This is a genomic window from Flavobacterium psychrotrophum, from assembly GCF_003403075.1.
Lineage (GTDB): Bacteria > Bacteroidota > Bacteroidia > Flavobacteriales > Flavobacteriaceae > Flavobacterium > Flavobacterium psychrotrophum.
Window position 1 is genome coordinate 4,398,495 of the sequence record NZ_CP031557.1, and the last position, 15,905, is coordinate 4,414,399.

The 15,905-nt window shown below is 42.4% G+C and carries 9 protein-coding genes; 7 read left to right on the forward strand and 2 right to left on the reverse strand.

Annotation, left to right across the window (positions count from 1 at the left end; all coding sequences use genetic code 11):
* Nucleotides 1-17: 17 nt before the first annotated feature.
* The 4 genes from DYH63_RS19125 (at nucleotide 18) to DYH63_RS19140 (ending at nucleotide 2,177) form a co-directional block, all read left to right on the forward strand.
* Nucleotides 18-572, forward strand: a complete 555-nt coding sequence (locus tag DYH63_RS19125; RefSeq protein WP_116790319.1) for an acyltransferase — start codon at nucleotides 18-20, stop codon at nucleotides 570-572.
* Between the two features lie 3 nt (nucleotides 573-575).
* Nucleotides 576-1,157 (forward strand): nicotinate (nicotinamide) nucleotide adenylyltransferase, encoded by a 582-nt coding sequence (gene nadD / locus DYH63_RS19130; RefSeq protein WP_116790320.1) that lies wholly within the window; start codon nucleotides 576-578, stop codon nucleotides 1,155-1,157.
* A gap of 23 nt (nucleotides 1,158-1,180) precedes the next feature.
* Entirely contained in the window at nucleotides 1,181-1,648 is a 468-nt protein-coding gene (locus DYH63_RS19135) for a hypothetical protein (protein WP_116790321.1), read from the forward strand.
* A 61-nt stretch (nucleotides 1,649-1,709) separates the two neighbouring features.
* Nucleotides 1,710-2,177 (forward strand): hypothetical protein, encoded by a 468-nt coding sequence (locus DYH63_RS19140; protein ID WP_116790322.1) that lies wholly within the window; start codon nucleotides 1,710-1,712, stop codon nucleotides 2,175-2,177.
* A 235-nt stretch (nucleotides 2,178-2,412) separates the two neighbouring features.
* On the opposite strand, the gene DYH63_RS19145 is transcribed toward DYH63_RS19140, so the two are convergent.
* Nucleotides 2,413-2,994, reverse strand: coding sequence for a DUF3575 domain-containing protein (locus tag DYH63_RS19145; RefSeq protein WP_116790323.1), 582 nt, complete (start codon nucleotides 2,992-2,994; stop codon nucleotides 2,413-2,415).
* Between the two features lie 209 nt (nucleotides 2,995-3,203).
* Here DYH63_RS19145 and DYH63_RS19150 point away from each other — a divergent pair, with 209 nt between their 5' ends.
* The 3 genes from DYH63_RS19150 (at nucleotide 3,204) to DYH63_RS19160 (ending at nucleotide 6,881) form a co-directional block, all read left to right on the forward strand.
* On the forward strand, nucleotides 3,204-3,689 hold the full coding sequence (locus DYH63_RS19150) for an acyl-CoA carboxylase biotin carboxyl carrier protein subunit (RefSeq protein WP_116790324.1): 486 nt from the start codon (nucleotides 3,204-3,206) through the stop codon (nucleotides 3,687-3,689).
* A 200-nt stretch (nucleotides 3,690-3,889) separates the two neighbouring features.
* Entirely contained in the window at nucleotides 3,890-5,332 is a 1,443-nt protein-coding gene (gene accC / locus DYH63_RS19155; protein WP_116790325.1) for an acetyl-CoA carboxylase biotin carboxylase subunit, read from the forward strand.
* 7 nt (nucleotides 5,333-5,339) lie between these two features.
* Entirely contained in the window at nucleotides 5,340-6,881 is a 1,542-nt protein-coding gene (locus tag DYH63_RS19160) for an acyl-CoA carboxylase subunit beta (RefSeq protein ID WP_116790326.1), read from the forward strand.
* Between the two features lie 219 nt (nucleotides 6,882-7,100).
* Here DYH63_RS19160 and DYH63_RS19165 read toward each other — a convergent pair whose 3' ends face one another.
* Nucleotides 7,101-15,095, reverse strand: coding sequence for a RemA C-terminal-like gliding motility protein (locus DYH63_RS19165; protein ID WP_162927098.1), 7,995 nt, complete (start codon nucleotides 15,093-15,095; stop codon nucleotides 7,101-7,103).
* Nucleotides 15,096-15,905: the final 810 nt, after the last annotated feature.

Here is a 15,905-nt window from a genome sequence, read left to right on the forward strand (position 1 = left end):
GATTAAAAATCCGAAGCATGAATTTTATAAAGAAAACCGTTAAACGCCTTTTAGGCATCAGTAATGAAAATGTTATTGAACGGCTTAAGAAGAAAGGGTTAAAAGTAAGTACTAACTTTCATATGCAACAGGGATGTATTATAGACGATTCGCATTCATACCATATTGAAATAGGTAATGATGTAAGTCTTGCGCCTAATGTGCACATACTGGCTCATGATGCCAGTACTTGGTGGTTTTTAGAGCATACAAGAATAAGGAATGTAAAAATAGGCAACCGGGTATTTATAGGCGCAGGCAGTATTATAATGCCCGGCGTTACTATAGGTAACAATGTTATTATAGGTGCCGGTAGTGTAGTTACTAAAGATGTGCCGGATAACTGTATACACGCCGGTAACCCCGCCCGTTTTTTAGAACATACAGATGTTTACATTGCTGCCGAAAAGGCCAGGATGAATGCTGAAAATACTTTTGGTGAAGCATTTTCTGAGGCACAGGGTGTGTCTTTACAAAATAAAGAAGTACTGAAACAAATGGCCGCAAAATATGGTACGGCCTACTTAAAGTAATTTATGAAAGTAGGATTATATTTCGGGACGTTTAACCCCATACATACCGGGCATCTTATCATAGCAAACCACATGGCAGAGTACAGTGGACTCGACCAGATATGGCTGGTAGTTACGCCACACAATCCGCTAAAAAAGAAAAGCACTTTGCTGGAAGACCACCACCGCCTGCAAATGGTATTTCTGGCTACCGAAGATTATCCTAAGCTTAAGCCAAGTGATATAGAGTTTCGCCTCTCGCAACCTAACTATACGGTAAATACACTGGTGCATTTGAAAGAAAAATTTCCTACGCATAAATTTTCGCTGATAATGGGAGAGGACAATCTTAACAGCCTTCACAAATGGAAGAATTATGAAGTACTGTTGCAAAGCCATGATATTTACGTGTACCCCCGCATTAATACGGAAGTTATAAACCCTGAGATTGCTGCCGCTGCACGCACGCATCGTGTAGAGGCGCCGGTTATAGAGATATCGAGCACGTTTATAAGAAACAGTATTAAAGAGGGTAAAAATGTACGTCCGCTATTGCCGGAAAAAGTCTGGCATTATGTAGAGCATAATTTGTTCTATAAAAAGTAAAACCAAAACCAACCAAATAACATATGGAAGATAATTTTAAAGAGTTTGATGGTGCAGGAGTAATATACCGACGCTCATTACTACCGTGGTGGATACGTTTTTTTAGCTGGGCTTTTATGATAGCAGGAGTATTGTCCATATTTACAGTAGCAATATCCTCAATAATGTCAAGTATACCTAATGTGTCGCTTTACGGCCTTGATGCTGTACTTCCGGCACCTTTTGGGCAATTGGCATCGACACTTTTTATGGCATTGAGCGGATTGACAGGTTTCTACCTGTGGCAGGAGAAAAAACAGGCCATACAGTTGGGGAAAATATGCGCCATAGTAGGTGTTCTTATTAGTATTGCCACAACAATAGGGTCAATTTCGTCGGGTAATTTTATGATTCGGTTAGAAATTATTTTCCTGATTTTGTTTTATCGTAAATTAGACCAACTGGAATATGATTGGGAACTCACCGCAGTTTCCCGAACTGGCAGAGACTAAGCTTTTTTTTGACATAAACGGGTGTAAATAATAACTACCTTGACCTTTCGTTTATATAGCTATGGAAGAACAGGATCACGACTTTTCAGAATTTGAAGGTGTTAAAACCGTTTATCGGCGCAGCCTGCTGCCCTGGTGGATATGGGGCATCTTGTTTGTCTATCTGGGTTTTACTACAGTTTTCCTTATTTCAGATGCTTATAGCCTCACACAGGGCTACGTTTTTGCGTTTGATGTCTTTCAAATTAACTGGCTCATACCATATCCTTATTACCCTGTAGTCTCTGTATTGCTTTATCTTTTTATGCTCATGGCTGCTTTAATGCTTTGGTTTGAGAAGAGAGAGGCCGCCGCAATAGGACGCATCTGTTTTGGAATAATGCTACTGCTTTGTACCGCAGTTTTTTCCAAAGGATTATTCTCAGGGCACTTTTCGCTCCGTATAGAAATCATCATATTTACAGATGTTGTATTACGTCTTTATGATAAGAGAAAAGAATGGAAGCAAGCCATATCCAGACGTAACTAATACCATTTCACATTACTTATAGTTCAATTGATTAAATGTTACGCAAAGATATTGCTTTGCAAACATAGGAGTCGCAAATCTTTGTAGCTTACGTCGAAACATATTGTACAGCTTTGCGCCTCTGCGCCTTTGCGAGAAAAAATATCTGAACTACATTATATTTTCATTTGGTATAAATATAAAAGCCACAATGCAAATGTACTTTGTGGCTTTTAAGTAAAATAAAAAGTAAGTTTTAAAACCTGTAACCCAGGTTAAAGTCGCCCCTAAAAGAAGCGTCCGGCGCATTAGATCCACCAAAGTTGCGACCCCCTCCGGCAAGTATTTCAAATACAAAACCTGAACGGTTTATCCATTTCCATCCTAATGAAATACCTACTGATGCGGCAGTGTAGTTTTCTCGCTTGTCGTGGTAACTGTAAAAGCCATTGCCGTTATTGTCTACATAATACGACTCAACGTATCCGTTATAATCACGGCCTGCAATGAATTTACCAAATCCCTCTATAAAAAATCCTCTTGCACCATAATACTTAGGCTCTGTAAAATAGAAACGCGCAAAAGGTGTTACAGAAAAGTCTTCGGGATACTCGTTGTTTTTACTGTCGAGGTTACCTAAAAGAGAAATTCCATAAGTAAAATCCTCAGAGTGAATGCGTTCATAGGTTACATCTAAAATTCCGCCGGCTAAAAGCTTAATGGCGCCAATCTTAAATTCATGTTTCTTGTTCAATACGCTGGTTGAGTCGGCCTGCGCATACGTTGTTGTAATAAATCCTGTAGTTAACAGGGTGATTAATAAGGTAATGTGTTTCATTGGCGAAAATTGTTTGGTTTATGTAAGAACTAAAAATTTAAATATTAATTATATTACTGGTGTTTAATAGATGTGGTAAAATGTAAAAGGTTGCCTTTGTTAAATAAATAAATTCTTTAATTTTTTCAGTAAATCGCTGTTAATTTATCAATCAATACAATTACTATACCGTTTTCTTAAATATCTTTACAATACTTAACCGTTAAAAAATGAATGATACGTTTACACTATCGATTAATGGCAATACTGAAATTGACATTACCGAAGCGCAGCTTGCCGCCTTTGATGCCATAAGCACTGCAGAGGGCAGCTACCATGTTTTAAAAGATAACCTGCCGTATAGGGCAGAGGTAGTATCAAAAAGCTTCCTGAAAAAAACCTATACTGTTGCTATTAATAATAACACATATGAGGTTCATATAGGCAATGCGCTGGACAGGCTTATTAAAAACATGGGTTTTGAGATAGGCACCGCAAAGCAGGTAAATGATATAAAAGCACCTATTCCGGGACTTATACTCGAAATAGCCGTTACCGAAGGACAGGAAGTACAGGAAAACGATACCCTGCTGATACTCGAAGCCATGAAGATGGAAAACACGTTCCATTCGCCACGTGCGGGTGTTATAAAAAGCATAGCCGTAACTAAAGGCCAGGCCGTAGATAAAGGGCAGTTGCTTATAGAGTTTGAGTAGGTTATTTAATCGTTGAAATTGAATAAAAAAAGAGGCTAATTAACCACAACGTACACAATGAAAACCGCCGTAGGCGGAGGGACACAAAGCTGTATGGCAATAGTTATAAACACACAGCTTTGCGAACCTGAAAAATGACTCTGAGTGACTTTGTGCCTTCTCTGTGAAACTTTGTGTAACCCGTGTAAAACAAACTTAAATTGAAAAAAATACTTGTAGCTAATCGCGGCGAAATTGCCATAAGGGTAATGAAAACCGCTAAAAATATGGGCATTAAAACCGTAGCTGTTTACAGTGCTGCCGACCGTAATGCCCCACATATAAAATTTGCAGACCAGGCCGTGTTTATAGGCCAGGCGCCCAGTAGCCAGAGTTACCTGGTTATGGATAAGATAATTGCTGCTGCTAAAGAAACCGGTGCAGATGCCATACACCCCGGTTATGGCTTTTTGAGCGAAAATGCAAATTTTGCCGAAGCTGTTACTAATGCCGGTATAACGTTTATTGGTCCGCGGCCAGATGCCATCCGTATTATGGGGAGCAAGCTGGGCGCTAAAGATGCCGTTAAAGAGTATGGCATACCCATGGTACCGGGCGTAGACGAGGCCATTACCGATGTGGCTAAAGCCAAAGCCATATCTAAAGAAATAGGTTTCCCTATACTGATAAAAGCCAGTGCGGGCGGTGGTGGTAAAGGCATGCGTATTGTAGAGAACGAAGCCGAGTTTGAATCGCAAATGGATCGTGCTATCAGCGAGGCTACTTCTGCCTTTGGCGATGGTAGTGTGTTCATTGAAAAATATGTGGGTTCGCCCCGCCATATCGAGATACAGGTAATGGCAGACAGCCATGGTAATACCTTATACTTATTTGAGCGTGAGTGCAGCGTGCAGCGTCGCCATCAAAAGGTGGTCGAAGAGGCGCCGTCATCGGTTCTTACACCAGAGATTCGTAAGGCTATGGGCGAGGCTGCCGTAAAGGTGGCACAGGCCTGTAACTATCTTGGTGCGGGTACGGTAGAGTTTCTTTTAGATGAAAAGCTCAACTTCTATTTCCTTGAAATGAATACCCGGTTACAGGTAGAGCATCCGGTAACGGAAATGATTACGGGCTTAGACCTTGTAGAGCTACAAATTCGCGTTGCCCGTGGCGAAGCATTACCCATTAAGCAGGAAGACCTGCACATTAAAGGCCACGCAATGGAACTGCGCGTATATGCCGAAGATCCGCTGGCAGATTTTGCACCAAACGTGGGCAACCTCGAAGTGTATGAACTCCCGGTGGGCGAAGGGATCCGTGTAGACAACGGTTTTGAACAGGGTATGGATGTGCCTATTTATTATGACCCCATGCTGAGCAAGCTTATTACATATGGTAAAGACCGTGCCGAAGCGATTGAGAAAATGATACAGGCCATTGCCCAATATAAGATTAAAGGGGTGGTTACCACGTTGCCTTTTGGCACTTTTGTAATGGAGCATGAGGCTTTTCGTTCCGGTAATTTCGATACGCATTTCGTAAAGAAGTATTATGATGCCGATAAGCTCAAAGCACAACTGGATACAGAGGCCGAAATAGCTGCTTATATTGCCCTTAAGCAATACCTTGAAGATAGCAAACAACTACGACTACCCATTTTGTAAACTACCCATGGAAGATAAAATACAAGCATTAAATAATAAGATAGCCCTTGCCCAGCTGGGCGGTGGCGAAAAGCGTATTGCTACACAACATAGTAAAAAGAAACTTACCGCACGCGAACGTGTAGCCTATCTTCTAGATGAAGGTTCGTTTGAAGAAATAGGCATGCTGGTTACCCACCGCACTACCGATTTTGGTATGGATAAAGAAACCTATTATGGCGATGGCGTTATTACCGGATATGGTACCATAAACGGAAGGGCTGTGTATGTTTTTGCACAGGATTTTACCGTTTTTGGTGGCGCACTTTCTGAAACCCATGCCGAGAAAATTTGCAAGGTTATGGATATGGCTGTTAAGGCCGGCGTTCCTATGATAGGGCTTAACGATAGTGGTGGTGCCCGTATACAGGAGGGTGTTAGGTCACTGGGTGGCTATGCCGATATTTTTTACCGCAATGTACAGGCCAGTGGGGTTATTCCGCAGATATCTGCCATAATGGGGCCCTGTGCAGGTGGCGCGGTATATTCTCCCGCCATGACCGATTTTACCATGATGGTAGAGGGTAGCAGCTATATGTTTGTTACCGGACCCAATGTGGTAAAAACAGTAACTAACGAAACCGTAACGAGCGAAGAACTTGGCGGTGCGAGTACCCACAGTACAAAAAGTGGCGTGGCACACATAACGTCTGCTAACGATGTGCAGTGCCTTGAAGATATCAAGACCCTGCTAAGCTACCTGCCGCAAAACAACCGCGAAACTGCGCCAAAACTCAATGTGAATTTTGCTGATGAGGTGCGCGATGTGCTAAGTGATATTATTCCTGATAATGCCAATAAGCCGTATGATATGCACAAGGTAATACAAGGCATTATAGATGAAGACAGCTTCTATGAAGTACATAAGGCATTCGCCGAAAACATCATTGTAGGCTTTGCACGCCTGGGTGGCCGAAGCATAGGTGTTGTGGCTAACCAACCTGCCTATCTGGCCGGGGTGCTTGATGTTAACAGCAGTACTAAGGCCGCACGATTTGTGCGTTTTTGCGACTGCTTTAATATTCCGTTACTGGTGTTAGTAGATGTACCGGGTTTTTTACCGGGTACCAACCAGGAGTGGAGCGGTATTATTGTGCATGGCGCCAAGCTGCTCTATGCGCTTAGCGAGGCTACTGTGCCACGGGTTACGGTTATTACCCGTAAGGCTTATGGCGGGGCTTATGATGTAATGAACAGTAAACACATAGGTGCCGACTTTAACTATGCGTGGCCAAGTGCCGAAATTGCTGTAATGGGGGCAAAGGGGGCAAGTGAGATTATCTTTAAAAAAGAGATAAGCGAAGCCGAAGACCCTGCTGCAAAGCTTTTAGAAAAAGAGGCAGAGTATGCCGATAAGTTTGCCAACCCATACACCGCTGCCCAACGTGGTTTTGTAGATGAAGTAATATTACCAAAAGATACCCGCCGCAAATTGCTGAAAGCCTTTAGCATTTTAGAACATAAAACGGTAGATACTCCTAAACGCAAACATGGTAATATACCATTGTAAATGAATTTGGTTTAATGTGGAACTGTCTCAAGAAATAAATGTTTGAGGTTAACTTTGTTGAACCTTTCAGATTCCTTCACTTTTCTATCGTTCAGGTAAGGATGACCATATAAAGTGCCATTTTTTTTCGGTTCATATAGCAGAACATTTTACAAAAAGCAAAATCCCCACCGCATTAGCGGTGGGGATTTTTATTTGGGGTTAAACGTAAGTCAGCCGTTAGTAAACGATGCGCTTAGACACTTTACCTTTTACAGTATTTACCTCTACGATGATTACCTGCTGTGCAATGTTAAGGTTGTTTACAGCTGCTTTGGTATCGTTGATGCCATTTGCGCTGTAAAGCTGCCTTCCACGGATATCAAATATGGTAACACCGTTTATAAGGGTGCTGCCTGTATTGATGCTTATGGTATTGCCCTGCTTGTAAACGATTACTGTATCAGGGTCAACCGTTGGGTTGTCTGTGCCCAGTGCCGATGTAAGGTATACTACTTCGAAACGTCCTTCAAAAGTACCTGCTTCTGATGTAAAGGTATAGTCGCGGTCTGAGATATTACGGATAATACCTTCAGCATTGTCTTTAAGGTAAATTACCTGACCTTGTTCAAACACACCTTCGGTATGGTCAAGGCCTACAGTAAATTCTCCTGCCGCCGGTACTGTAAAGCCCATTGGTACAACATCTGTAGCATCAAACTCCGGCCTTGCCTGGATGGCAAGCTGCGCGTTTTCTGCCAGCGAGTATAGCGATACCGTATTAGCATCAGTAAGCTTAAGGCCGTCATAACCATAGTCAAGGCCTGTAGTACCTTCTTCCATGTATGCGATAAGTGCCTGGCTTGCCGTACCGTTTTGTGCCTTCATGTTCAGCCACAGTTTAGAAGCTGTGCTTTGCGCTGTCCTGAAGAAGCCTTGTGTGGCTCCCGGTGCTGCACGCCTCATGCTGTTTGTAAAGTTAAGCTGCGGGTTAGTTTGTCCTGTAGCTGTTTTTACAATAAAGCCCTGCCCCTGGCTAATAACCCAGTTGCCTGCGGTGGCATTTGCACCCTGGTAGAAGTTACCAAGGCTTACCGTTGTAGCATCGCCTGGGTTAGCAGTATAACCTGCCTGTGTAAGGGTAGCATATGATGAAGATGCTGCGCTGTTGCGTTTCCTCCACAGGTAAAGACCTGTAGACGTGTGCAGTTTTCCGCTGTTCGCGGTAAAGAAGTCGGCTACGCTTATTGGCGATGGGTAAGGGTTACCCACAGCGGTAAAGCGGTTGTTATCTGTAGAAAGCGCGATGCTTACATTACCATTGTTTGGCGTACCTGTAAAGATACCGTCAAAGGCAAAAGAAGCGGTGCCTTCATTAAATCCTGTATGAGTATCTGCATTTGGCATACGTATAAGGTATCCTTTTGCAGCCTCAAAGCTGTGGTCGCCCGGTGTTACTGACCAGTAACCTTCTATCATGGCAGTACCATTGCTGGCATACTTATACTCATAGAAACGCGTTGCCGACGTTGCCGGAGAGAAAGTAAGCAGGTTTTGTGCTGCCACAGGAGATGACCACATGGTGTAATCTAGCCTGTATAGCGGGTTACTGCTTTTGTGGATGGTAATTTTACCCGCATTGTCGTTAGTAGCTGTAGCGGCACCTTGTAGAAGTGCACCGTTGTTAGCTATGGTAAGGGTACCAGCCGGGTTAACAGAAAGTATGTTGTCTACACTTAGTGTTGCACCTGTAGCTACGGTTAGCGTTGCACCTGCACCTACAGTAAGGTTGTGGGCAAGGGCAGTACCAGTACTAATTACAGGGTTATTGGCTGTTGAAGGTATTACCACATCGCTGGTAGCTGTTGGTACTACACCTCCACACCAGTTGGCAGTGTTTGTCCATGATGTGTTAAATGAGCCGTTCCAGTTAAAGCAAGGAACAGTAACGTTAAGTGTATAGTCTTCAATTTCACCATAGTATCCATCATCATAATAGTCATATGTAACGGCACATGGGTTTGATGGACTTGAGCTACCGTAGTCTGCCATGATCCTCATGCGGTGGTTGCCCAAAATTGCATTAACAGGTATAGCAAATGAACCTGATACGGTGCTTAAATACAGTCCTGAAACATAAACTCTTTCTGATGTAGAGAAAGAAAGATCGTTGTTCCAGTCTACCCAAATTGCAACACCATAAGTGCTTGACTGCATCGTTGCGGTGAAGTTGATGGTGCTGCCTTGTGAACCGGTTACTGATTGTGCACTGAAATTTGAATAACCTGTTCCGCTACTTGTACTTGTATTACTAATGTTAGTAGTACCTCCCGTGGTAGAGAAATTACTAATGTAATCATAGTAATCATCGCTTGAAGGTGTACAGAATCCGGTGTAGAAACTTGTATTGGTCCATTCGCCATATTCGGTACCGCAGTTCGACCTGATCCAGAAGTAGTAGGTAGTATTTTGAGTTAATGCACTGATTGATTTTGTTAATACTCCGGCAGCCACCGAACCACTTGGGGTAGTTGTTGATGTAGGTGCTGTAGCCGATGAGGTATAATAATAATCATATCCTGCTGAAGGTGCCTGCGCTGGTGCGCTCCAGTTAAGAGTAGCACTTGTAGTTGTTAAATTGCTTGCTACAAGAGATATAGGTGTGCCGCAGCTTGGAGACGGATCAATTTTGAAGTTATCAAATGCAAGGTCATAGTCTCCTGAAATCCAGTTTGCAGTAATTCGTACCTGAACAGTTTGCCCACTATAAGCTGCAAGAGGATACGTTTTGTTTTGCCACCCTGCTACACCATTATTGTTAACAGTTTCCAGTGTTGTCCAGGTGCTGCCATAATTTGTAGACAATTGTACAACATAGCTGCCGCTATCAACCGAAGGAGGTGTGTAAGGGCTGTCATAATTTGCTGCCTTATATTTAAACACAAGTCTGTCATCGTTACCAAGAGGCCCCACGTTTACAGTAGTAAATGTTCCTGTGGCAGTACTTGAAGAATATAAATTCTTTTGGATATAATAAGTATCAGTACCTATTGAAGAACGTGAATTATTGACACTGAAGCTTGAACTGGCAATATTCCATCCCGCAGGTGTTGTTGCAGATGTAAAGCCTTCTGTCCAGATAACCGGCACCACAATAGCTGTTGTAACGGTAGAAGATGCTGCATTACTATATGTGTAGCTGCTATTGTAGTTAGCTGCTTCCATTACAATAAATACACTTACATTGTAGCTGATACCCATTGTAAGGCCTGTAAGGTTTACACTCGTTCCATCGCCATTATACACGTTGTAAGCAGCTGCATCTCCCTGGTATGCTGTGCCCGGAGCAGTAAATACTGTGCTTGCTGAGTATGTAGTGGCTGCCTGCGTTGGCGTACCTACAGTAGTTGAAGTTCCTTGCTTAACAAAAACAAGTACCTGGTGTCTTGCAGCATCAAATGATGCCGGCAATGTCCAGTTAAGTGTAAGTGCCGTAGGTGTAGCTGCCGTTGCGGTAATAGTAGCTGCAACAGCCGGTTTTGTAGCATAATTTAGAGCTGGTATAGTACCATCTGTTTTAAAGTCGATGTTTGTACCGCTGTTTGTATATGTTACGTTTTTAAAATAGTACATGGTACCTGCTGTGCCTGCTGTAAGAGTACCAGTTGCTGTAGTAGCACCGGTGTATTTTCTTATTGGGCTGGCAGTAGCCAGTGTAGCATTGGCAGCATCGGTTCCGTCTGCAGGTGTAGCGGCCGGGTTTGTAGTACTTCCTGTAAGTACATAACCATCCGGTGCCTGGGTTCCTGCAACAGCAGCTGTCCATGTAAAATTAATATCTGTAGTAGTTGCCGTGCTTACCGCAAAAGCAGTAGCATAGTTAGATGGCTCTGACTTATAGGTAGTAAACGTAGAAGATGCAGACCATGGCGACTTATTTGACTCATCACAAACTGATCTTACCCATACATAGTATTGTGTATTTGGCAATAGTGTTGTTAATGATGCGGTAACCGTTCCTGCAACAACATTGTATGGTGTTGTAGTAGCAGCTGTAGGTGCAGTATTTGTGGTGGCGTAGTAATATTCATAACCACCTGCCGGGGCGCTTGTGCTGGCGGTCCATCCAATGGTTGCTGTAGTACTGCCTGTAGTGGTTGCTGTTAAAACAGTAGGCGGTTCGCAACCCGGCGTTGGCTCAATTACAAAATTGTCGAAAGCATAGTTAGGATTACTCGTAAGCCTGTTGCCTGTAACTCTTATTTTAACAACCTGTCCTGTATAAGATGCAAGCGGATAAAACTTAGTGTGCCATCCTGTTAGGCTGCTATTTGCTACAGTTTCAAGAGTTGTCCATGTATTGCCATAGTTTGTAGATATTTCTACAACAAAGTTACCTGTATCTGCCGCTGCCGGGTCTCCGTTGTTAAGTGCAACTTTATAGTCAAACTTAAGACGGTTATCTGCCGTAAGCAGACCCACGTTAATAGTGGTAAACGAAGATGTAGTGTTAGTGTTATTAAGAGCCCTGTAAATATAGTTGCCATTTCCTGCTCCTATAGATGTAGATGCATTGCCAATTGTCCATGCTGCAGTGCTGCTGTTTACCCATCCTGTAGGTAGGGTAGTAGTGGCAAAAGGCTCTGTCCATGTTACAGGTGTTAGCATATGTGTGCTAAATGTAGTACCGGTTGTCCAGGCGCTGTAATCTGTACCGCCACAAAATGTGCGTACATATACTGTATACTGTGTGCCTTGTGTAAGGTTAGTAAGTGTAGTACCTGTAGAAACTGTAGAGTCTGTAAATACAGCACCCGCAGTTCCTGGTGTACCTGTTGTGCGCACTTCATATTGGTATGAAGTAGCTGTACCCTGTGCAGGAGCCGTCCATGTAACAGCCGCGCCATTGTGTGTTACAGATGTTGTTGTTACCGCTACTGCTGTAGGTATAAAGCATGTAGGTGCATTTGCAATGGTTACAATATAATCTTCTGTTTCTCCATAAGAGCTTTGTGTACATGCTCCAGATGCGGTATATGCACTGTCTGAACCTCCACGTACCCTAAGTTTTGTATTGCCAAGAGTAGCCCCGGCAGGTACGGTAAAGGTATAGGTAGCAGTAGCACTACCTGCCGCAGCAGTTGTAGCAACGCCTATTGCCTCATCGGCATCAAAAATAAGGTTTTGGTTATAGTCTATCCATGCTGCACTATATTGTGTGCCGTCTGTACCAAATGTAATTGCTACGGTATTATTAGCAATTCCGCGATACAGCACAACAGGAGTGTTGCTGTATGAAGTATAGTTAGTACTGCTGTTACTACTACTGTTAGTATAAGCAGCGCCATAAGTAGGTGTTATAGCAACATTTGTAACAATATCGGTTGCATTAACGGTACCCGGTGTAGTTATACAGTAGCCTGTATAAAAACTTCCGCCGGCAGCCCATTCAGATTTTTCTGTACCTGCACAGGCAGATCTTACCCACCAGTAATAGCTGGTAGATGCTGTAAGCGAGGTAAGGTTAACCGAGTTTCCGGTTGTTGTGTTTGTAGGTGTAGTGGCAGCTACAGGAGCTGTGTTAGTTGAGCTAACATAGTACTCATATCCGTTAGCCGGTGTAGTGGCAAGAGCTGTCCACCCAATGGTAGCTGTGGTTTCTGTAATGTTCGTTGCTGCACTTACTGCAGGAGCATTACACGCCGGCCTGTTCTCTACAGTAACATCATCAATATAAATGTAATATCCGTCTAAGCCTCCGGGTGGTACATGAAATGCTATGTAAGTAGTTCCGCTATAAGCCGAAAGGTCGATAATTACTTCCTGATAAGCAGTATTTGCTACTGTTGTAAGTGTTTGTAGCGTAGTTGTAAAATCGGCAGGAGCCCTGCCTGTTGTAGACAGTTTTACAGTATAATCATTAGGCTCGCTGGCGCTTCGTGCCCTTACCCAGTAACGCAGCCTCTGATTGCCTGCTAGTGTTATAGCAGGAGTTATAAGCCAGTCGTTATTTGCGCCACTATTAAAGTCGGTATACAGGGTTACGCTTTTTGTTCCTCCATGGGCATAAGTAGCATCGTTAACTGTAGTCCATTTATCGCCGTCAGCATTGGCATCAATCACCGTCCAGCAATCCGGAGTTGTAGATGCTGCTGCCGATTCAAATGTTTCGTTAAAAGGGAATACTGTTACAGCATTACAATCTGTCCTAAAAGTAGCAGGTCCTGACCAGTCAGATTTTGTAGTGGCATCACAAACTGAACGCACCCAAAAGTAATAAGTTGTATTTGCTGTTAGGCTGCTAAGAGGTACAGATAATACACCGGCAGCTACACTTCCTGTAGGTGTTACAGGAGCTGTGTTTGTGGTGCTGTAGTAATATTCGTAGCCGTTTGCCGGTACGATTGTAGGTGCTGTCCAGCTTATGGTAGCGTTGTTAATAGTTGATGTTGCCGTTAAGGCCAGAGGCGTTAAACACTGAGGAATTATAAGGCTAACGTTGTCTACGGCTGCAGGAGGGTTTGTACCGCCACTGCTGTCGTTGTACCATTCAAAAACAAGCCTTACCGTAGAGCCGGCAAAAGCAGAAAGGTTTAGTGTGTTATTTGTATAAGTTTGCCATGTGCTTTGAAGGTTAAAGTTACCGCCCAACTGAATACGGGTTCCAGATGAAGAAATTTGGGTGCCTGGTGTTGGTACATAAGTTACCGGTACAAGCCATGCCCTTAGGTAATCTAAAGAAGCAGTTTCTCCTACTCCCTTCCAGTTAAAAGAGAGTTGTGTAACGCCTGTTCCTGCCGGTATAGCAATATCTCTATAAGCCTGAACTGTTGCAGAAGAGTTAAGTGTGTAGGTATTTGCAGTACCGTCGTTAGTAATATATAACGACTTAGAGCCTCCATTGTTTACAGCAGATCCTACCATCCATTTGTTTGTATATGATGCGTTTAGAAGGTTGTAAGTAACTGCGCCTTCAAAATCTTCTGTATAGGGAAGTGTTGCCGGGGTTTGCCCGGTGATAAAAGTACTTACTGAATAATAAGTGGTACCACCGTTATTAGTAGCATATGCCCTTAGGTAATACGTAGTGTTTGGTGTAAGGCCGGCAATGGTTGTGCTAAAAGTGCCCCCTGCCACACCGCTAAAACCGGTACCTGCAACTTGCGTGCCTGTACCACCTGTAAAGGTAGCTGTGCTGTATTCTAAACCGTATGCAGTAATGTTGCTGCAACCTAAGCTGCTTATGGTGCTTCCGGTAATGGTAACCTGGTTAGAGCTTAAGGCGCCCAAAGCGCCATTACTGCTTAATGAAGGGGCTGTATTAATACCGGCTCCTGTTGCAGCCACATTTGTAGTAGAGGTAGTACCACCACCTGTAATGGGGATATTGCCATTATATGCTCCTGAGGTTGTTACCGTAGGACTTAATTTTACATAAACCTGCTGCGATAAACTGCCGGATACGGGAGACAGCGCAAGTGTGCTTGTATATGGGCCCGCAGAGGCAGTACTGTAAGTATAGCCCGTAAGTGCTCCTACAGTTACATCTCCGGTAAGATTACCGCCTGTAAGCGTAAAGCTACCGGCTGCAGATGTATTGTTTATACATACATTGCCAAAACCTGACAGGGTAGTGGCTACTGTGTAGGGATTTTGGCTTATGGCACCTGTAAACTGAATTTGTGCAAGTGTTCCTGTCCTTGTTCCTGAACCAGGTGTAGCAGGGTTAACGTTTGTAGATGTATCATTACTTAAATAAAGACCGGTGTTAGAAGCAGACGTGTAAGAGTTAAAAGTAGCACGACTTGCGCTGCTGGTATAAAGGGCAGCTTTTTCATACACGCCTATAACAATGTTATCTGTATTATTATATGCAAAAGGAGTAGTTAATGTAAATTCTATCCATGAATTAGCTACAGGTGTAAAGGTACCATCATATACTTGTGTTAATGATGCTGCCGGAACCCAGTCTGAAGTTGATGAAAATGAGCTTTTGCTGGTATGGCCAATATAAATTCTCCAATCGTTCCATGCTGTTGTTGAACTTCCTAAGGATGTACAGTAGAAACGTATTTTCGTGATATTGCCCGCAGTTCCCTGTGCGACATTGTATTCTGCCTTTGTTATAATTTGCTGCGTATAGTTGTAACCAAAGTAGCTGTTTATAGGCATAGTGGTATTTGTTGCAGTACCAGATCCTATTTGTATAGTGCCCGTTTGTGCATTGATACCCATACATACTAATAGTAACAATGCAGTTAGGCCTAAAGAGAGATTTTTCCTTTTAGTTTGCCTTTCAACATAATTTGTTGTGTGGTTTCTGTTTCTATTAGAAATTATTTGTCTTGTTAATGCCCCTAAGAGCACAAGCCGTTTTTTGGATTGTGAAAGCAAAGAACCGTCGGAACTTTTTAATCCATGTGGTAATGCGGCAGTGGTTTGGCTTCGTGCCGCGAGAGTGTAATTTTGTTTCATCTATATAAAAATCTGATAGGAAAACAAAAATAAATATTTAATATTTTGTTAATACTTCGTGTTGTATTTTTAAATTTTTAGCATAAAAACTTAATTTTTGTTGTATTTGTAACAAATACTTTCAATGCAGATGCGTGATTAAGATTGATATTCATATTTTTTTTGTTAAAATATAAAAACATCAAATGTTATATTTGTAACATTAAGTTGCTTTTTATTCTTTAATATCAATTTATTACAGATTAAATGTTGTATTATGTCGATAAAATGAATTTGCTAATTAATTATTTTATATTTCATTATTAACATAATATATGGCGTAGTCTTAAATACTTTAGGAGACGTGTTTTGTTGTATATATAACATTCTAATATTATGTATAAGTTAAGGGTGATAATGGCTTTATAATATGCCCAAAACCGAATTGGTTTGTTCTTTTATTAGGTTGTGTTTGCTGATAAATTTTTCGGTTGTTGTTTTGCTCAGCTTAGTCAAGAATGGATCAGGCCTAAATTGTTTTCTTGCTACATAATTATCTCTGGGTCTATGGTAAGGGAAATCATAGATGTT